A 21,802-nucleotide genomic window follows, 5' to 3' on the forward strand; every position below is an offset into this window, starting at 1 on the left:
GTCGTTCTTATCTTTGCAACAGAAATTAATTCGTAAACTAACAATAAACCATTCAAATCATGAGAAACATTTTCTGGAGTATGACATTAGTTGTTGCCTGTTTGTTTGGAGCTGCTACAGCGCAAGCCCAAAAACAAGTAACCACCAACAATGCCATCGTGCCGGGTGAAGTATGGAACGACACCGACGGTAACCCCATCAATGCACATGGCGGCGGTATCCTCTACCATGAAGGAACGTACTACTGGTACGGTGAGTACAAAAAAGGTAAAACCATCCTGCCCGAATGGGCTACATGGGAGTGTTACCGCACGGATGTAACCGGCGTGAGCTGCTATTCATCCAAAGACCTTCTGAACTGGAAGTTCGAAGGCATCGTGCTTCCCGCAGTGAAGGACGACCAAGGTCACGACCTGCACACCAGCAAGGTACTGGAACGTCCGAAGGTGATTTATAACCCCAAAACCAAGAAATTCGTGATGTGGGCACATGTGGAAAGTGCCGACTACAGCAAGGCATGCGCCGGAGTAGCCATCAGTGACTCCCCTACCGGAGAATTCACCTATCTGGGCAGTTTCCGCCCCAACGGTGCCATGAGCCGCGACCAAACCGTATTCGTAGACGATGATGGCCGTGCCTACCACTTTTATTCGTCAGAAAACAATGCAACGCTGTACATCAGCGAATTGACTGACGATTATCAAAGACCGAGCGGACGCTATACCCGTAACTTCGTCAAGGAAAGCCGCGAAGCTCCCGCCGTCTTCAAGCGTAACGGAAAATACTACATGCTCTCTTCCGGCTGTACCGGTTGGGATCCCAATCAGGCTGAACTGGCAGTAGCAGACTCCATTATGGGTGAATGGAAAACAATCGGCAACCCTTGTACCGGAACAGATGCCGACAAGACATTCTATGCTCAAAGCACTTACGTGCAGAAAATTATGGGCAAGAAAGACATGTACATTGCCATGTTCGACCGCTGGAATAAGAAAGACCTGGAAAACTCACGTTATGTATGGCTTCCATTCTCCTTCGAAGGTGATAAAATCACCATTCCCTGGCGTGACAAATGGAACTTCGACAGCTTTGCCGACCAAGGTCGTTTTGAAGCCGGCAAAGGAACTTTCCTGCTGAATGGCAAACCATTTGTGGTTAAAGCCGCCGAACTGCACTACCCACGCATCCCGAAACCTTATTGGGACCAACGCATCAAGTTGTGCAAAGCACTGGGTATGAATACCGTCTGCCTCTATGTATTCTGGAACTCTCACGAACCGCAACCCGGCGTATATGACTTTACGGAGCAAAACGACCTGGCCGAGTTCTGCCGTCTGTGCCAGCAAAATGATATGTATGTCATCCTTCGCCCCGGACCATATGTTTGCGCCGAGTGGGAAATGGGTGGTCTGCCATGGTGGCTGCTTAAGAAAAAGGATGTACGTCTGCGCGAATCCGATCCTTACTTCATTGAGCGTGTAGCTCTGTTCGAAGAAGCCGTAGCCAAGCAAGTGAAAGACCTGACGATTGCCAATGGCGGTCCCATCATCATGGTTCAGGTAGAAAACGAATATGGATCTTACGGAGAAGATAAGGGTTATGTATCCCAAATCAGAGACATCGTACGTGCCAACTTCGGAAATGACATCGCCCTGTTCCAATGCGACTGGGCCTCTAACTTCACCCTGAACGGACTCGATGATCTGATCTGGACCATGAACTTCGGTACAGGTGCCAACGTCGACCAGCAATTTGCCAAACTGAAACAACTTCGTCCCAACAGCCCGCTGATGTGTTCTGAATTCTGGAGCGGTTGGTTCGACAAATGGGGTGCCAACCACGAAACCCGTCCTGCCGCTGATATGATCAAAGGTATCGACGATATGTTATCGAGAGGCATTTCATTCAGCCTGTATATGACACATGGAGGTACGAACTGGGGACACTGGGCAGGCGCCAACTCTCCCGGCTTTGCACCCGATGTGACGTCTTACGATTATGATGCACCTATCAGTGAATCCGGTCAGACAACTCCTAAGTATTGGGCGTTGAGAGAAGCCATGGCGAAATACATGGATGGTGAGAAACAGGCGAAAGTACCTGCACTGATCAAACCTATCAGCATCCCTGCTTTCAGATTCACAGAAATGGCACCATTGTTCGAGAACCTGCCCGCAGCAAAGAAGGATGAAAACATCCGTACCATGGAAGAATATAACCAGGGCTTCGGAAGCATCCTCTACCGCACTACCCTGCCTGAATTGAAATCGCCCGCTACCCTCACAGTGAACGATGCGCACGACTATGCACAGGTATTCGTAGACGGGAAATACATCGGCAAACTCGACAGAAGAAACGGTGAAAAGCAATTGGTACTCCCCGCCTGCGTCAAAGGTTCCAGACTTGATATTCTGGTAGAGGCCATGGGTCGCATCAACTTCGGTCGTGCCATCAAAGACTTCAAAGGAATCACGAAAAACGTAGAACTTTCTATGGACATCAACGGATATCCTTTCGTTTGCGACCTGAAGAACTGGGAAGTTTTCAACATTGAAGATACCTATGAATTCTATCAGGGCATGAAGTTCCAGCCGATAGAGTCATTGACAGACCGTCTCGGACAACGTATTCCGGGTGTTTACCGTGCTAAATTCCAGGTGAAGAAACCAAGCGATACTTTCCTGAACTTCGAAACATGGGGCAAAGGACTGGTTTATGTGAACGGTTATGCATTAGGCCGTATCTGGGAGATCGGTCCTCAGCAGACTCTTTATGTACCGGGATGCTGGTTGAAGAAAGGTGAGAATGAAATCGTAGTTTTCGATATTGTAGGCCCTAAAGAAGCTAAGTCCGAAGGTTTAAGTGAACCGCTCCTTGACCAGCTGCTTGTACAGAAACCTTTGACACATCGCAATGAAGGCGAGAACTTGAACTTGTCAGGTGAAAAACCTGTATTCACGGGAAGTTTCAAACCGGGTAACGGCTGGCAGGAAGTTAAATTCAACAAACCTGTTACCGGACGCTATGTTTGCATTGAAGCATTAAACTCACAGGATGGAAAAGACCTGGCTTGTATTGCCGAAATGTATTTCTTGGACAAGGATGGTAGCCGTCTGTCCCGCGAGCCTTGGATTGTGAAGTATGCCGACAGCGAAGACGTAGCTCACGTCAACCGCTCTGCCGACAAGACTTTCGACCTTCAGGAATCCACCTATTGGAGCACAGAGAAAGGTAGTCCTTATCCGCATACAATTGTAATCGATCTGGGCGCCAGTCATGCATTGACAGGTTTCCAATGCTTGCCCCGAATGGAAAGTGAAGTACCGGGAGGCATCAAGGATTTCAAGATTTATGTGAAGGGGGAAAACTTCAAATACTAATCTGAATTTCTATAAACAAAAGAGACGGTTACTATCATAAAGATGATAACCGTCTCTTTCGTTGGTATATATTACTCAAAGAAAATTCATCCTATTGAAAATCATCACTGTACGATTGTTGTTTCAGGTCCAAGATAAGAGCGTTTCATCCCTCCCATATCTATTACAACCTTTTGTATAATCATACCAGGATCAGAACATATTAACTTCAGCGTATGCTTACCCGGCTTATCTATGTTTAAAGTTACAGCATTTACTGTACTGTTGCGATACACATTTTCTCTCCACTCGCCTGAATATTCTTTTGCATTGTTCGAAGCATACTTCAGCAGACCATCATCTATCATTACACCAAAACAAGTGCCATGTTCCAAGTTAATAGGGAAAACAGGCAAAGCATAAGTATAGACTGTTACTGAACCGGCATTAAAGGTATAAAAATCATATTCCACTTTAGCAGCCTTCTTTGAACGACGCGGATTTTGGACAGGTTTTGTAGGTTCTCCTAATCGTATACACTGATTTTCATATCCCAATCCCTCTATAACTTTCATCTTTATATCCTCATTCTCCACTTTTCTATGATATTTTCCCGGATTAATAGATACGCATCCATTATCTTCCACATACCATCCCTTCAACTCGCTGACTGAAGGAAAAGCAGGATTAAAAACTGGTAAATAAATCTTTTCCACATTGTCACCGGATACGACCTCTATTTCGCCTGTGATCCTTTCTCCTACCGGAACTTTATCCCAGTCAACAGATACAATAATTCGTTCTTGCAGTAAAGTAGTTCCGCTGTATCTGCTAAGTTTAATCCAAGAATCTGAAGCCTTAGCGTTCCACCTAAATTCTTGATTTCCTATATTATATAATTCTATAAATAAGTTTTTCCGTGTATAAGGATTTACACAAGGAAGCACATTCAACGTAGTCTTTCCCAAGAAACAATCCTGTCCCGGAAGAAATATTCTCATTTCTGCTTGCTGAGGTAACTTTATGGTCATTACAGGAGGCATTTTTTGATAAGTAGCAGTCCAGCCAGGTGCCAAGGCCATCATATGGTCCCATTTACCATCAAGCAAGGAGTTATACTGATTGGTATAATAATCTATACTATCATGATAAGCTTTAGTCATATCGGCTAAATAGTTAGTCGCTGCACGCCCCTGACGCGCATACCATCTATTTTGTTGTGCAGTCAGCATTTTCTTGTTCATAAGTGCCGCTCCTTTTACAGGATAGAAAACCAGTTCGTAAAAAGCTGCTTTATAAGATTCAGGCAAGGCATTCCATATTTTTTCACTTTTATCAGAAATACGGTCATATTCTTGCATTCTTCCTTCTGCCTCATTATAATTCGCAAAAGAAAAGTCTGTATCCGTCACCCTTTCATGGGAATGTTCATTATTCCATTCATATCCCCATCCCATTGCCTCCGGCTTGTGCTGAAAGCCCAAATGATAATAACTACTCAAGATGTCATTCATATCTTCCCTGTACTTCTCACCAAAAATGGAAGCCAGAAAGTCTACCTGATGATTGTTTATATTATCAAAATTAAATTTATTGATATCCCAGGCCATATCCAGAAACGTTTTCATTCCCAATTCACCCGGTTTGATATCTCCCACATTCAATAACCAATAACGTTTTGCTCCGGTATCATAAGCCTTTCGCATCTCTTCAAACATCAATGCAGGAGGGGTCGTATTTAACCATAAATAATCATGCGGTTCACCTAAGTATGAAATATGATAATATACGCCCGATCCTCCTTTACGTTTTTTCTCTTCCTCATTATTCAAACGCTTAATATAGCCAAAATTATCATCTGGCCAAACCAACATTATATCTTCAGGTAATCTTAATCCCCTCTCATAAATATCAAGTACTTCTTTATAGGGAACAAAAATCTGAGGGATAGAATCAAGAGAAGCATCTATATGTTTTTTCAAAATACTTCTCTGATCAGCAATAACTTCTTCCACCAAACTGACTTCTTTATCTTTAGGCACACCTACAAGTCCGGAATCATGAATACCACGCATAGCAATCGTGTAGATATTCTCATACGGGGCATTTTCAGAAACCCGCTGATCAAGTATCTTATTAATTCCTTCTTTGTTGGTCATATAATTCCACTCTCCCATCGTTTTCTTATCCCACTCCGTCACATTATTAAATAATAATGGTTCACAGTGAGAAGAGCTCATTATAATTCCATAACTATCTGCAACCAATTTGTTTTCAGGATATTTATTAAAAGCTCCCGAAGAAGGATGCATCGCAGGGGCAAGTACATTGCCTTTCATTCGGAGAATCAGTTCACACACCTTGGCATAAGTTTTAGGCCCGATATCTCCCAGTTCTTTATCAAACGTTTTTCCAGCCCATGGGGTTATTCCCCAGCCTTCATCATTAATAAAGATACCTCTGTACTGAACAGACGGAGCCTGAGAAATGTAGTTTACACTCTCAACATATAGTTGAGACTTTTTTTTCACAGGAACGTCGGCCCACCAATATAAAGGGGATACTCCCATAGCCTCCGACAGTGTGAATACACCATAAGCTGTACCACGTCTGTCACATCCAGCTATCACAAGTACTTTTTTCACTCCTTTGACAGGAGCTTCAATTGTTTTAATAACAAACTGTTCCCAGCCTCCACTAATAGCAGAGACATCCAATTGCCCCTCTATCACCAATTGATCAATAAAAGCGTTATGTCCCACTGTCCCCACAACAACAGCATACTCGGAAGAAACTTTTTTTGAAGAAACAGCTATCTTCTTATTAGTCACTCGCTTTATATCCTCTGCCAGAAGACAAGCTGTTTTTTCTACTACGTTATAATCCCGGGCATCATAATAAATCACCACTTTATGTGAAGTCACTAACGGGAAGGCTGTCCCACTTCCGGTTTCCTTAACATTAATCTGTCCCCAGGACAGTACCGGAAGAAGCATCGACATGAATATTAACCAAAATCTCCTCATAACATAAACTTTATTCTAATTACTATTTATTGTGTGTCTGCATTAGCAGACACACAATGACTAAAAACAATATAACTTTTACCCCTAATACCTAATCGTATTTTTATCACCTTTATTCATATCCGGGATTTTGTTCTAATACCGCCCCTCTATTAGCTTCAATTTCTTTATAAGGTATTGGCCATAACTCATAATGTTTTTCCATTTCCTTGGCATAGTAAGGATTACATTTCATCACGCGGTCATAGAGTTTTCCCATTCTCATCAACGTTATCCGACGCCTTTCTTCTACACCCAACTCTCTCATTCTCTCATCCAGAATATAATCCAGTGTAACCTGAGATGACAATACAGGTTTGGCATGAGCTCTGTCGCGAATAACATTAATATCAGCCGCTGCTTTATCTTTATCATTCAAGCCCAAATAGGCCTCAGCACGCAACAAATATGTTTCGGCAAGTCTGAACATATATTGGTCCGTATATGTAGCACCGGCTCCACTATTCAGCGCATAGGTCTTGGCATTGGAATACAACCCTTCCGGATGATTATATGGAGTAGTACACTTAGACTGATAAGCATATAGCGAACGGGATGGAACCGTAACCCCTACCGGTGGATTCTGAGTATCAATAGTATCCCCATACAGCTTGGCATACTCTTTATTATGAACAGCAAATTTTCTCACAAAATTATGATTCGCATTTCTCATGTCTCCATAAAAATCATCTTTCCATATCTCATCACTGAAATATTGGGTAGAAATGCCCCAACCAATACCACGCCCTCCGGTATAGTCACCAATCGGCCAGCTGAAGGGATTCATTCCATGAGCTTTCACATCACGAACCATCGGAGCATGATGTCTCTCCAAAGTATATGTCTGATCTTTAGCAGTCAAAGAGCCACTTCCACCAGGAGTATCCGTCTCAATCTGAATGACCCAGATTCCTTCTGTATTTCCGGAGCCTCTATTTTGATTATTCTTCCGGAACAAATCCCAATATACATCTCCCGGCACTTCATTGGATCTGGAGCCAAAACGGGTATACATTAATCCTGTAGCCGGATCATCAATAACCGTTGTTGCTGCATCCACTGCTTTCTGATATTGTTCTGTTGCCAGATAAAGTTCTGAAAGCAAATGATACGCTGCCGCATTAGATACTTCCCCATCCTGCACACTGGATAAACTGGGCAAATGAGTTGCCGCAAATTCTACATCTGCAATTGCCTGCTTCAATACATCTTCCTTGGATGCCCGGACATAATCAAACTTGGGCTCAACGACTTCCGTTAATAAAAGAGGCACTCCACCATACAAATATGCCAATGTCCTGTAGGCAAATCCTCTAAAAAAACGAGCTTTGGCTTCAGCAACCGTCTTTTGTTCTTCTGATACTTCAGAAACAGGCAGACGGTCAATAATGGTATTGGCCGTTGATATGGTATGATAAAGCAATGACCAATGTACAGATGCGATACTACCGGTTGAATGATACGCTGAAATCATATTGGAATGCCGTTCCGTACCATTTGGCTCTCCATCATATATGATGTCCGTACCATAAAGGTAATCCATCGGACGGAGTTCATCCCTACTATAAAATTCTCTTCTTATCAGGTAATAGAGATTATTTACCGAACAATCAATATCTTCTTGTGTCAGAAAAGAATTGGTTGCACTCATAAAGTCCAAAGGTTTCTCATCCAAAAAAGAGCTGCTACACGAACCCAACACAGTTGAAAGCAGTAATGCAATAGTATATATTTTTATTTTCATAATAAATCAGTTTAATAAGTAAGACTAACGCCGAAAGAAAAACTTCTCATTACCGGTCTCCCCCCGTAGGTACTACCTGCTTCCGGATCCCAACCATGCCATTTCGTAAAAGTCAGCAGGTTTTTCCCACTGAAAAACAGATCAATATCACTTAAACCTACCTTATTCGTGACAGATTTCGGAAATGCATAAGACAATGAAATATCCTGCAAGCGTACAAAACTTCGGTCTTCATATACCGTAGGAGTAATCTTAGGAGTGCTTATAGAACGCGCATAAACAGCATCCGGATTTCGCGGTGACCAGTAATCCCACGCACTGATACGATTCCAGCGAAGATTATTCTGATCTCTGACCAACGAAGAAGAATTAGCAGCCAAATAACCATTCTTCCCTCCCTGAATAGAATTAATAAAGAAGCTAAGTGTGAAGTTCTTATACTCCAACGTATTCATAATACCAAATCGGTAAGCCGGATCTCCTTTACCTAAGATAACACGGTCTTCAGGGGTTATTTCTCCTTCTCCAGTCATATCCACAATGCGATAATTACCCGGATGAAAACCGGTAGGGATGTCATCATCCAACTGATAAATACCATCTACTACATATCCATATACCGCAGAAATCGGCTGACCTATAAACAAATTACTGGATATGTTATCATCCTCTACACCATCTCCGTTATTATCTTCTCCTGTCAAGGTGATGATTTTATTGGAGTTTGTAGAAAAATTAAGTGAAGTGGTCCATTTAAAATTAGAAGTTTGTATATTCTTCGAAGTGAGAATAAATTCAAAGCCCTTATTTCTGATTTTTCCAAGATTGGATGCAATCTTCGAAAAACCCGTTATATCAGGCAAAGCCACATCATACAACAAGTCTTTCGTTGTTGTCGAATAATATTCCACAGAACCAGTTAACCTTTGTCCCAATATGGTAAAATCAAGCCCTAAGTTTATTCCAGCTGTCTTTTCCCACTTCAGATTATTATTTCCCAAAGCAGAAATTTCCTGTCCGATAACGGGCTTTCCACCATCACCAAAAACATATCTGATCTCGGAAGCAACGGTAGACAAGGATTTATATCTGCTGGTTTGGTTTCCACTGATACCATATCCCCCTCGTAATTTCAGATAATCAATCCAAGGTACTTTAAAAAAAGATTCTTCAGAAATAATCCACCCTAAAGCTAAGGAAGGAAAAGTGGCATACTTATTATTTGCCGCGAACCCCGAAAAGCCATCTCTACGTACTGTACCCGTTATCAAATACCGATCCATCAAACGATAACTGACCCTAGCCATCTGATAACAAAGAGCTTCTCTCCAGGCATCCGAATATACATAGCGTGTAGTTGCCTGCTCCAAGCTATTATAGCCTAATGTCAGGCGAGTAAATCCTTGTCCCAAAGCCTTTGTATAATTATATTTTCGTTCTGAAGCTCCATATAGCAATGTGGCATCAATATGATGGTCACCAAATGTAGCATTGTAAGCCAAAATATTATCTATCGTATAATCATAGTAACCAGTATGCTCCTTATAAGCCTCCCCTTGCAGATTATACCCATACTGGCTAGCCTGAAAATGATTATCAACCCTATAGTTATTACCAAAATTCAACCGATATACTAATCCTTTGAGAGGTAACTTTATTTCGGATGATATATTACCGAAAAAATAATTATGTCGTTCGTAATCATCAATATCCGACCCCATAAAAGGATTAGTATCCAGAGTATTAAAAGGATATGGCTTTATATCCCCATTTTCATCATAAGGCTCAATTAATGGAGATTGTGTTATCAGATTCCATAAACCCGGCTCTGCACCATCTTGATTCACAAATGCACCGAAAGTTTGAATTCCTATCTTCCACCAAGGAGCTACTTCCGCATTCAGATTCATACGAACGCTATTTCTCTTAAAATCATCATTCACGATAAATCCACGTTGATCTGTATTGGAATACGAAAGCATATAGTTGACGGATTTACTACCACCGGATATACTAAAACGGTTTTCAAACAAATGTCCACTTTGTGTCCCCTCATCCCACCAACTATAATTATAAGGACTGACATTTCCATTTTCATCTCTTAGTGGAGCATCCGGTAATTTAGACGCAAGATCAAAATCCGGATTAGGAGTAGTATAATCGGGCCCCATGAAAGCCTCCGTATAATAGAAGTCTCTGATATTATCCAGATACTCTTCACGGTTCATCGGACGATATTTGTGAGTTGGGTTAGAAAACGTATAACTACTAGAAAAACTGATTTTGGGCTTTCCTTCCACACCTTTCTTGGTGGTAATAAGAACTACCCCATTGGCTGCTTGTGCACCGTAAACAGCTGTAGAGCTCGCATCTTTCAGGATATCAATAGATTCTATATCGTCAGGATTTATAGACGATAACGAGCTTGTATAAATGATTCCGTCCAGAATAACCAAAACATCTTTATTGCCTCCTAAAGTATTCGTACCACGGATAGACATTGAAGGAGTGCTTCCCGAACTGGTTACTTGTCCAATATTAAGTCCTGGTACATTTCCCTGCAAGGATTGCAAAACATTTGAATTGGGAGACCTTTTCAACGTTTTAATATCTGCACGTATAACAGCACCCGTTAAGTCTGCTTTGCGCTGTGTTCCATACCCAACTACAACCACCTCATCTAATGCTTTTACGTCTTCTATCAAACAAACATCAATAACAGTCCGATTTTTCACTGGAACTTCTTGGGTAATAAAACCTATATAAGAAACAACTAAAATATCATTCGGAGCAGCTTGAAGGTGATAGTTACCATCTATATCTGTTATAGTACCGGCATCCTTACCCTTTACTTTTACATTAACGCCAATGATTGATTCACCAGATGTATCCGTTATTTGCCCTTTAATATTTAAAGTTTGCGCAAAGCCGGACATTGAGAAGAAAAATAAGAAAATCCAAATAAAAAAATGTTTCATAAACAATAGTGATTTAAAATTAACTACTAAAAACAACTTATTCATTATGTTTTTCAGCTAATGAAATTAAAAACTCTGTAACTCTTATGTGATTCTCATAGGCTATTATTTTAAGATTAAACATAACAAGAGAATTCTCTCACTGAAAAATTTCATTGGACAAATGTAAATTCACATCAGAATCCCAAGCATCTGTATAATTCAAAATACCACCGTTATTTTTTCAGTGACAGGATTGTGAGCGACTTTTGAAAGAATTGCGACTGCCATTGTACTTATTAATGCTGATTTTTGTATCTATTTGAGATTAAGTACTAATTATGAAGATGAAACAAAGCGAGCTATTTAAGGTAATCCTTTTATTTGCATTAGCGACTTACCCAATAGGAGGTTTCTGCCAGCAAATTCCAACTATTAATCTAGTAATGAAAGATGGGCTATCCAGTAACTATGTAACGGATATTACTCAGGATAAATATGGTTTCACATGGTTTGCTACCAGATATGGCCTTAACAGATTTGACGGAGATAAATTTACTGTATATTTAAAGAAGCCCAATCAGGAATTGCTTAATAGTAACGATATTAATAGAATTGCAACGGATACTATTAATAATAAGGTATGGATTGCAAACAGATGGATGGGAGTGAATGTCTTTGATTGTGCAACACAACAATTCTCATCATTTCTTCACGATAAAAATTGTCCGGAAACGCTAATATCAAATGAAATCAAAGATATTCTGGTCACTTCCAATGGCGATGTATGGATTGCTACGAATAAAGGATTAGATTTATACGACTCTGGCAATTCACAGTTTATACACTATAATACATCAACAGTTCCTAATTTTCCTTCAGATGACATTATGACATTGTCTGAAGGCAGTAATGGTGATTTATATATCGGACATACTCATAATGGCTTCACTATTTTCTCGCCAGAAAACAAAACTTTAAAAAATTTCATGCCTTCACCTCAAAATAAGAATTCACTTCCCGGCAACACCGTATATTCTATATTTGTCGATGCCAATTCAAAAATCTGGATTGCAACCAACAGAGGATTATCACTTTTCGATCCCTTCAGAGAAACATTCCGCAATTTTAAGGATATCAATGGAATGCATCATACGATGCAAGGAGTTGTTAATTGTGTCTATAAAACCAGCGATGGTCAGATATGGGTGGGCACGATATCTGACCTTTGCTATTTTGACTCCAAAGATACAGACCTGATTTTATCCGGAAAGAAAAACATTAATCACATGTTTATACAAGATATCTATTGGGGTATCTCAAACCCAACTGTTTACAGTATCTTCGAAGACTCCTTTAAAAATGTGTGGATAGGTTCAAACGGAGGAGGAGCCAGTTTTATCAGCAGCACCTCTTCTTTCTTTCATAGCTGGAAAATTAATAAAATTCCAGGAGTTATAAATGGATTGAATGACAAAGAAGTATTGACAATATGCGTTGCCGACAATGGGGATATATGGATGGGGACCGATGGAGGAGGAATCAATGTCAACAAAGATGGCAAAAACTACAGATTTTATTCCCATGATACAGGAGAAATAACATCAAATGCTTATTATTCTTCATTAAAAGATTCCAATGGAGATTTATGGTTTGGAGATGTAGAAATCGATATTTTTTTAAGCAAAGAGAATAGATTTATTCATTATACTCCTTTGAGAAACAACTCAGTAATTCGTTGTCTTTTTGAGGATAACCAAAGAAATATATGGATCGGAAACAGTAGCGGACTAGAAATTTATAACTTAACAACTAAGAAAAAAGAGCTTCTCAATAAAGAAAACAGTCAGTTATTAACCAATGAAATAAGAGCTATTTCACAAGATAAAAACGGAAACATATGGATTGGAACTCTCAATAAAGGAATTACCATATACAATTCGAAACACAAGACAATGAAACATATAAATGAACATACCATATTCGAAGAATGTGCAATCAATCAAATATTCAGAGATTCTAAAAATAGAATTTGGGTTGCGACTACAGAAGGGTTAGTGTTATTTCCTAATGAACAGTTAGATACTTATCAAGTATTCAACACCTTAAATGGGTTAGCGTGTAATCTAGTTTGCTCAATTGAAGAGGATTCAGAAAACAATATTTGGCTAAGCACTCATTCTGGTATCAGCTGCTTTTTAGATTCAGAAAAGAGATTCCTAAATTATGATCATAAAAACGGTACCTTATTTGGTACATATATGAATAATTCTGTTGGAAAGACTCAAGATGGAGCCATTTACTTTGGCAGCATCAATGGGGTATGCTACTTTTATCCTAACGACAGACCTTCGAATATAATTCTTCCTCCAGTAATATTTACAGAATTCAAAGTCTATGGTAGAAATCCCCGAGAAGATGCATTTGACATATCGATACCTATGGCAGATGGGAAAGTTACACTTAATTATAATCAGAATATATTCAACATAACTTTCAATGTTATGAATAAATCCCTGCAAGGGAGAGTTGAGTATGCTTATAAACTGGAAGGATTAGAGAAGAATTGGATAAATGTAGGTGAAGAGAACCAAGTCGCATTTCGTAATATCCCTCACCGAAACTATAAATTACATATCAAAGCCCGTTATAAGAATCAAGAGTGGCAAAATAATTATTCAACCCTAATCATTAATATCAATCCTCCGTTTTGGCTCAGTTGGTGGGCTAAGTTTATATATGTAGCAGTTATTGCCACAATTGCATTATCCACAATTAAATCTTACAAAAAGCGTTTACAGTTACGCAGTTCATTATCTCTTGAAAAAGAAAAAATCCAAAAGCAACAAGAGCTAAATGAAGAGCGATTGAGATTTTATACAAATATCACTCATGAATTAAAAACTCCATTAACATTAATACTCGGACCACTTGAAGATTTACAATGCGATTCAAGGATTCAGGAAGAACATATGAAAAAGATTTCTCTTATTCATAAAAGTACAATCCGCCTACTAAATTTGGTCACACAAATATTAGAGTTTCGTAAAACAGAAACTCAAAATAAGAAATTGTGTGTTATGAAAGAAAATATTGCTGAAAAGATTCAGGAAATTGGTTTCAAATATAAAGAACTAAACAGAAATGCCGACATCACGTTTGATATCATAACAGATACAGACAAGACACAAATCTATTTTGATCAGGAAGTTATTTCTATGATTGTTGATAATCTTTTGTCCAATGCATTCAAATATACATATAAAGGAAATATCACGCTTACTTTACGGTCCATAATAGCTAATGATATCGAATATATAGAAATTGAGATAGCCGATACAGGTATCGGAATACCTAAAGAGGATATTTCACGTATATTCGAACGGTACTATCAAACTAATTTAAGAAAAAACATCCCCGGATTCGGTATAGGACTTGCTTTAGTGAAAAATCTGGTGGATTTACATGAAGGAATAATTCTGGTGCATAGTGAACCTAATGTAGGATCATCTTTCCGCATCCGACTGATAGCCAATAATTCGTACCCCAATGCCATACATATTAATACTAATCTCAGAGAGTCCATAGATGAGGAAAAGTTAAATAAACCCATTGTTTTAGTTGTAGAAGATGAAGGAGATATCCGTGATTACATCGCTGAAGCCTTGATGAGTTCTTACGATGTTCTCGTCGCAGAAAATGGAGAGCAAGGATGCCAGACGGCTTTCACAAGTATTCCTGATGTAATTATCAGTGATATCATGATGCCTATAAAAGATGGAATTGAATTATGCAAAGAAATAAAAAACAATATTGCAACCAGTCATATACCTGTAATACTGCTAACTGCGAAAGACACATTGCAAGACAAAACAGAAGGGTATGATGCCGGTGCTGACTCGTATGTAACAAAACCATTTAGCGCATCTTTACTTAAAAGCAGAGTAGCCAATCTATTAGAAGGAAGAAAGAAAATTGCATCTTTGATTTCCTCCAGCACTCATTTAAAACAATCCATCATCAAAGAATCATTAAATAAGATAGACAATGAATTCATTGAAAAAATAACAAAAATCATAGAAGAGAACCTGATGGATGAAAAAATAGATGTACCCACAATAGCTCAAGAACTATCCATGAGTTACTCTTCTCTCTACAGGAAAGTAAAAGCCTTGACAGGAATGTCCACAGGAGAATTTATCCGCAAACTAAGACTTAGGAAAGCAGAGCAGTTATTGCTCTCAGGTAAGTACAATATTTCAGAAATAGCTCATCAGGTTGGCCTAAACTCCGTATCTTATTTCAGAGAATGTTTCAAAGAAGAATATGGAATGTCTCCATCAGAATATATAAAGCAGTTGAAATAAATAAGAATCTCCCCTAAGCTCATTTCTTAGGGGAGATTCCATCTTAAAACATTTGTAATTATTAATAAAGTATCACCTGATCCAGCACCACTCCTTCATCCAAAGCCGTAATAACCAGCTTATGAGAAGCCTGTTTATTGATCGGTAAAGTCACTTTCCGAATAGCCTGATTGCGCAATACATTCTCTTTCCATTCTTCACTGCGTCCTTTCGTCTCATAAGATACCGTTTGCGGAACGGCCTCATCTACAGATATAGCGAAACGAAGCTGTTTCTCATCCAGTGGATGACTTGGCAATAGCCTGATCTCAACTTCAACAGAATCTTTTCCATAATCATCAAAAGCGAAGGTCAGAGAGGAACCTTTACGGATACCTGCCGCTTTTCTTTCATATCCTAAGCCCTCGTACGGAACAGGTTTCCCATATGTACATTCCATAGCATTCCATTTGCAGAGTATTTTCCGGTCTGTCACCATAGGTTCGGTAGCGGTAGTATGCTCTACACGCTTGAATACCGGCAACTTACGGGGTTGAAAATCCATCATACGGTTCCATTTGCCATTCTGCAATGAATTATACTGCTGCGTCAAGGATGCAATGCTGTCAAAAGCAGCATCACTTTGTTTCCAGTCAGCCTTAGAGTGACGAGCAAGCTGGGCAGTCAGAATTTTCCGGTTCATTTGTGCAGCGGCCTGCACCGGATATTTCACAAGCTGGAAATAAGCATCCTGCCTGTCCGCCGGAATGTTACTCTCCATTCTCTCGACAACATCGGACAAGACGGTATAAGATCTCAGACGCTCACTAATGGTTTGCTCGCTCCAAGGCAGATCTTTAATCACCTTGTATTTCGGATCGCGCTCTTCTTCACGCGTATTTCCCATAAATTCGGGCTTACGGATGTAGGATAGCTGGTAATGTGCTTCCATGGCAGGCAACAGTTCCTCGGCACAATTACTTCCAAATTCCCGCTCCAACCAAGATTTCAGATGGGCAGTGACTCCTATTTCGTTCACTTCATCGATGTTCCACGCCATATCCAGAAAAAGTTCTATCTGATATTCCGCAGGCTTGATATCACCCACATTCAATACCCACATCTTCTGAATGCCACGGTCGTAAGCCAACTTCATTTGTTGATGGAGTAGATAAGGGCTGAAAGTTCCCAACCAAAGATAATCGTGAGGACGGCCCCAGTAAGATACATGGTAATAAATACCGTTGCCTCCTTTACGGGCACGCTCTTCCGCCGTCGGGAAGTGACGGATATACCCGTAATTATCATCACACCAGATCAACGTTACATCATCAGGCACCTGTAAGCCGGCATTATAAATATCCAACACCTCTTTATAAGGAATAAATGCTTGCGGAATAGTTGTAACATCTTTATTGACATACTTCTGCAAGAGTCCGCGCTGGTCTTTAAGCACACGTTCCAATACAGCCTTCTGTTCTGCTACGGTTTTGGCTCCCTGCATCTGTCCGTCGTGCACACCACGCATACCCAAAGTATAGATATTACCTTGTTGAGCAACCTCTTTCACCCGGTCTTCCCAGAATTTATAAACAGACGCACTATTATTCACATAGTCATAATCACCCTGACCGCGACGGCGCCACTCACCGGCAGCGCTACACACCATCGGTTCACAATGCGATGAACCTATAAAAATACCATATTCTTCCGCAACTTTCCTGTTGCCTTCCGTCAAGAAGAAAGGCAAAGTACATTCGTGCATCGCAGGCCAATAGGTATTGGCACGTAAACGCAGTAACAGTTCAAAAATACGTGCATTCGTCTTCGGACCGATATGTCCTTTTACATCCGACGGTTCATACGTCTGACTACTCCAAGGCATCAATCCCCAGTCTTCGTCATTGATAAATATACCCCGATATTCCACGGAAGGAGATTGCAATGTCTGATACTCTGCCGGCAACATAAAAGAAATCTTCTTCTCCGATGTTACATCCGCCCACCATTCCCAGGGAGATACACCTATCAGGCGAGATAATTCCATGATACCATAAGCCGTACCATGCGAATCACTACCTGCTACCAGCAATTTTCCATCCGGCAGAACCTGCAAAAGGAAAGCCTGTTTCTTGCCTATCAAAGCACTTACGTCCGCACTCACAGCTTTCAGCAACGGGCTTTTTCCAACCGTACCTACTATGATATTCCCTTGCCGGGCATCTACGGCGGCAGATGCTGAAAATACCGATTGATAATCACGTATGAACAGTTTCAATGCGGTTTGCACTACCTTCTCTTCCGCATTATCACAAGCCAACTTGACCGGTTGGTCGGAGCGCAGACTAAACTGTGCACAACAAATCTGTGTCACCCAAAGAAAAACTAAACCTATAAATCCCTTCTTCATATATTTCAATTTATTTTTCAAAGCTATATTCTATACATTTCTTCAAAAACTGATTTTAATGCTTCCTCCATAAGGGTTAAAATCAAATATCATTTTATCGTCCTGCTCCCGGACAGACAGTTCTTTCCCATTCTGCAAAACTTTTACTCCACTCTTTCCTTTCTTATCAACCACCATTGTCAAAGGTTCGCCAAATAACTCCTGATTCAATGCCAAACGTGGGCTGACCATCCAATGGGATTTTTTCTTCGTCACATCCAGTTGGATATTATTCCGTTCCTTAACGTAGGCAGCCACTTTACGGAAAGTGCCCACCCATATATCATCTTCCTGCGCCTTCACCCGTTTGAAATGTTCCCACAATATATCCGGAGAAGTAAAAGCATCATAACCCACCGAAATACCATGAATCATCGTGACTCCCCAGTCGCCTGCAATGATAAGTTCCTTCACCCATTTATCCAGTGACTCAACTGTTGACTTTGATTTCTCACCACCTATAGCATATTGCTTCGTACGTGTACCTATTCTATCTTTTGAAGCAATCCGTAACACATCTTCATTATAAGAATTAAACGGATAACAGAAAGTCAGCGGTCTTTCACCTATTTCAGCCTGAAGAATACTATCATTCCGGTCAACTTCCACTTGCACTTCTTTCAGACTCATATTTTTCAGATTGGCATGCGACCAACTGTGACTGGATATTTCATGCCCTTTACCGGCCATTTCCTTCATTTGCACCCAAGTCATACGTGTTTTACCTTGCTGTTCCGCCACATTCTCTATCCCTTTTCCCCATATCCAGAAAGTACCCTTGAAACCTACTTTTTCCATTTCCGGGAAAACAAGCGTATAGTGTTCTTCTAGACCGTCATCGTAAGTATAGCTGATAGCACATTTCTTATTATCCTTATAATCGGCCACATACACTTCAGGATCATGCTGCTGTACATACGGTGCCAGTGCCGGAACAACCTTAGCAACAGCTTCCATAGCAATGCCAGCCACTACCTTTCCGCCATAAATATTCAAATGCGTATTGTCTATTTTTCCTTTCGGACAAAAATCATAAATCCCCGCAGGCACCCACATAAAGAGGCTTTTTGATTTTTCTACGCCCATATCTACCACCAGGTCATGCGTCAGTTTATTCAGATCGACAAAAGGCACGTCCATTTCTTCAGCTACCCGGCGGGGAGAATTCAGATACTCGCCGTGCGTATCCACAAGCACATTTCCTTCCACCTCATAACTTCCTTTAGGCTCCGTCACCCCTTCAGGAGGAAAGTTTCTCCGCACAATGGAATTAAACAGTACAGGATAAGCCCCCTTTTCGCGGGTTTCTCTTACGAAACGACGCAGGTTATCATCGAAGGTAGTTCCCGGATCGGTATGCAGTTTTTCGGAAGCTTTCTCATCATTATGTCCGAACTGAATAAACACATAATCTCCCTTTTTCAATTTGGCAAGCACCGCATCCCAACGCCCTTCATTGATGAAACTCAATGAACTCCGTCCATTCATGGCATGATTGTCCACTGCGACATCCTCCGTCAGAAAACAGGGAAGCATCTGCCCCCAACCACGTTCCAGGTTACCGTTCTTCAGGCTTTTGTTAGCCATAGTAGAATCGCCTATCATAAAGATGGTGATAACGTCTTTCTTTTCCGTTATAAAGGCTGAAAAGAGTAATATCGCACAGAGTGCAAACAGTAGTTTTATTTTCAGATTTTTCATACTAAGAAATTTTCAGTAAAAATAAGTAAGTTCATAGATACGGCGTATGGAGCTACGTACAATTAGATGTATTATCGTACATAAAGAAGTACAATTTTTCTATAATCCCTTATTGACCAACAGATAATAGACTAACGCCCAGTCCTGATCATTCGCATAAGGATCGTAAAATTCCGCCTTCACACCGTCAATCTTATAGGGGTACATATAAGCACAAGACGCCTTCCCATCTTCGAAGAAAAGACAGAGATTATTCCTCACTACATTTTCCGCACGTTTCTGATAAGAGCTATCACCGGTACATAACGCATAGTAATAATACACCGCACCGGTTATCGTACTCCAATAATGGGGAAAAGTATCGCCAAACAGTTCACGTTTGCCAAACCAATGGCCATCCCAATGACGAATCGCAACTTCATTCAGATGGTAGCTGGGTTGGAAACCATTGAATGCTTCCAATACAGGCATTTGCCGTTTCACTTCATCCAGATATTTCTGACTACCTGTCTCCAGATAGAGCTGTGCAAGGAACTGAATGGCAGGAGCTACAATGCTTTGCTCATAATTTACTTCATGCGCAGGGTAATTCAAACCATTCTTTACAAACACATCACCTGTCTTTATAAAATCGTTCCGCAAATCCGTGTATTCTGTCTTCATTCCGGCTTCTTTCAGGCTTTGCAGTCCCAACCGAACAGGAATACCTATTGCATAAAAGCCATAACCAAACTGCTGGAACATAGATTTCAGAGTCTTATAGCCATCAGTCACAAATTGTTTGTCGCCAGTTACTTTATACATCTGAAAATAGAGTTCTGCCACCCACATATAATTATACCCACGGTTGCGATTCTTCTGGTCTACACTCGAATAGGTTACGTAATTATCCGTTTGCAGTTTCCGACGTACAAAATCAGCGTACCTCAAAAGAGATTGCTTTAATTCCGGGTCTTTAGTCAGCAAATACTGTTTTACCAGTAATACCCCCATGCCCAGACGTTCCGCGCCTTCATCGCGATCCACCGGATTACAGTTTGGCGTATCATTCAGATAAATGCTATCACCTTCATTATCATAAACCATATAAGCCCCATTACGCAAATCAGACGGATTGTTCATCTGTTGACGAGTACGAATAAAATCGACACGTTTTCGGATTAAATCAGCCGTATTGCTGATGACCAGACAGTCTGCATGAGTTTGCTTATTTCCATTGTAATAGAAATCAAAACGTACCTCACCAGCCTGTTTCATCGGTACTTCTACGAAACAAAGATTCCCTTCCTGCTTTACGGGGACAGGTACTCCATTCATTTTAGCGGTACACGCTTTCAAAGGTTCCAGACTCCGGCATTCCACACGGGCTTTCTCTCCTTTCTCAAATACATATTTATTGCAAGATACAAGTACACTCCCTTTTTCCAGAAGCTTACGGCGGAAATCATCATTCCCATTGTGAGCAAAAATATGCCACTCTAATGAATAGCTTTCTCCCGGCTTCAACAATAAATCCGGCAGATCCAATGCAGTGATACCTCTTGTTTGTGAGTTTGCCTTTTTACGTCCACGTTCCCAGATTTCATAGTTTCTGATAGCTCCGTTCGTCACCACCAGTCCCAGATGGGGAGTAAAATCTCCCATACGGATAGCATTGACATAGGCAGCACTTCCACCTTTCCAAATATGCGTATGAGCACGGGAATTAATGCATTGTTGTGCATCCGGATAATTATCATTGAAAGGAGTATAGATAGCCACATCATATAAAGACACAGGTTCTTCTCCTTCATTGGTAAAAGAATACCCCTCTATTAAATCACCTTGAACCAGTTTCCGCCTTACTTGAACACAAATATCATTCTCACGATACATCACATCCATACCGTCAGCACTAATATTAACAGGAGTTTTCCATTCTCTTTTTATGCTTTCCCGCCCTTTAGTTATGGTAAAATAGCCCAATCCCCAGCCATAGTTTTCTTTCACCCAAGCATATTGAGTACCATCAACCTTGACGAGCCAATTCATATCACGTTCATCTCCTTTTATTTTCAGCTCACTTATTGCTCCGGTTGAAGAATTAACTTTCAACTCAACAGGGAGATTTTCAGCAGATGAAAAAACAGATGTAGTTAAAGGACAAAAAAGAAAAAAAACACCAAGCAGCATTATACTCAT

General features: G+C 40.5%; 8 protein-coding genes. 2 read left to right on the forward strand and 6 right to left on the reverse strand.

Translation table 11 applies throughout. The annotated features are described in order from the left end of the window. Window positions 1-59 precede the first annotated feature (59 nt). On the forward strand, window positions 60-3,380 hold the full coding sequence (locus DWW10_RS07960; protein ID WP_118421217.1) for a beta-galactosidase: 3,321 nt from the start codon (window positions 60-62) through the stop codon (window positions 3,378-3,380). Window positions 3,381-3,484: 104 nt separating this feature from the next. On the opposite strand, the gene DWW10_RS07965 is transcribed toward DWW10_RS07960, so the two are convergent. The 3 genes from DWW10_RS07965 to DWW10_RS07975 all read right to left on the reverse strand — a co-directional run bounded on the left by DWW10_RS07965 (window position 3,485) and on the right by DWW10_RS07975 (window position 11,146). Continuing rightward, entirely contained in the window at window positions 3,485-6,385 is a 2,901-nt protein-coding gene (locus DWW10_RS07965) for a glycosyl hydrolase 115 family protein (RefSeq protein ID WP_022391756.1), read from the reverse strand. A gap of 112 nt (window positions 6,386-6,497) precedes the next feature. Further along, window positions 6,498-8,168, reverse strand: coding sequence for a RagB/SusD family nutrient uptake outer membrane protein (locus DWW10_RS07970; protein WP_022391755.1), 1,671 nt, complete (start codon window positions 8,166-8,168; stop codon window positions 6,498-6,500). 11 nt (window positions 8,169-8,179) lie between these two features. After that, window positions 8,180-11,146 carry a SusC/RagA family TonB-linked outer membrane protein gene (locus tag DWW10_RS07975; RefSeq protein WP_022391754.1) on the reverse strand — a complete coding sequence of 989 codons (2,967 nt, stop codon included), beginning with the start codon at window positions 11,144-11,146 and terminating at the stop codon, window positions 8,180-8,182. Window positions 11,147-11,466: 320 nt separating this feature from the next. Between DWW10_RS07975 and DWW10_RS07980 the strand changes: the two genes are divergently transcribed. Continuing rightward, on the forward strand, window positions 11,467-15,492 hold the full coding sequence (locus tag DWW10_RS07980; protein WP_118421216.1) for a hybrid sensor histidine kinase/response regulator transcription factor: 4,026 nt from the start codon (window positions 11,467-11,469) through the stop codon (window positions 15,490-15,492). Between the two features lie 61 nt (window positions 15,493-15,553). On the opposite strand, the gene DWW10_RS07985 is transcribed toward DWW10_RS07980, so the two are convergent. From DWW10_RS07985 to DWW10_RS07995, 3 genes are all read right to left on the reverse strand, one after another. Next, window positions 15,554-17,881: a glycosyl hydrolase 115 family protein gene (locus DWW10_RS07985; protein ID WP_022391752.1), complete on the reverse strand. Its 2,328-nt coding sequence runs from the start codon at window positions 17,879-17,881 to the stop codon at window positions 15,554-15,556. Between the two features lie 42 nt (window positions 17,882-17,923). Next, a complete protein-coding gene (locus tag DWW10_RS07990; protein WP_022391751.1) occupies window positions 17,924-19,621 on the reverse strand; it encodes a polysaccharide deacetylase family protein in 1,698 nt (565 codons plus the stop codon). 99 nt (window positions 19,622-19,720) lie between these two features. Continuing rightward, a complete protein-coding gene (locus DWW10_RS07995) occupies window positions 19,721-21,793 on the reverse strand; it encodes a six-hairpin glycosidase (RefSeq protein ID WP_259320448.1) in 2,073 nt (690 codons plus the stop codon). Window positions 21,794-21,802 lie beyond the last annotated feature (9 nt).

Source organism: Bacteroides intestinalis (genome assembly GCF_003464595.1).
Classification (GTDB): Bacteria; Bacteroidota; Bacteroidia; order Bacteroidales; family Bacteroidaceae; genus Bacteroides; species Bacteroides intestinalis_A.

What these genes read in the sequence shown, in the direction of transcription:
- DWW10_RS07960 (WP_118421217.1), top strand. Translation starts at nt 60, where the DNA reads ATGAGAAACATTTTCTGGAGTATGACATTAGTTGTTGCCTGTTTGTTT.
- DWW10_RS07965 (WP_022391756.1), bottom strand. Translation starts at nt 6,385, where the DNA reads ATGAGGAGATTTTGGTTAATATTCATGTCGATGCTTCTTCCGGTACTG.
- DWW10_RS07970 (WP_022391755.1), bottom strand. Translation starts at nt 8,168, where the DNA reads ATGAAAATAAAAATATATACTATTGCATTACTGCTTTCAACTGTGTTG.
- DWW10_RS07975 (WP_022391754.1), bottom strand. Translation starts at nt 11,146, where the DNA reads ATGAAACATTTTTTTATTTGGATTTTCTTATTTTTCTTCTCAATGTCC.
- DWW10_RS07980 (WP_118421216.1), top strand. Translation starts at nt 11,467, where the DNA reads ATGAAGATGAAACAAAGCGAGCTATTTAAGGTAATCCTTTTATTTGCA.
- DWW10_RS07985 (WP_022391752.1), bottom strand. Translation starts at nt 17,881, where the DNA reads ATGAAGAAGGGATTTATAGGTTTAGTTTTTCTTTGGGTGACACAGATT.
- DWW10_RS07990 (WP_022391751.1), bottom strand. Translation starts at nt 19,621, where the DNA reads ATGAAAAATCTGAAAATAAAACTACTGTTTGCACTCTGTGCGATATTA.
- DWW10_RS07995 (WP_259320448.1), bottom strand. Translation starts at nt 21,793, where the DNA reads ATGCTGCTTGGTGTTTTTTTTCTTTTTTGTCCTTTAACTACATCTGTT.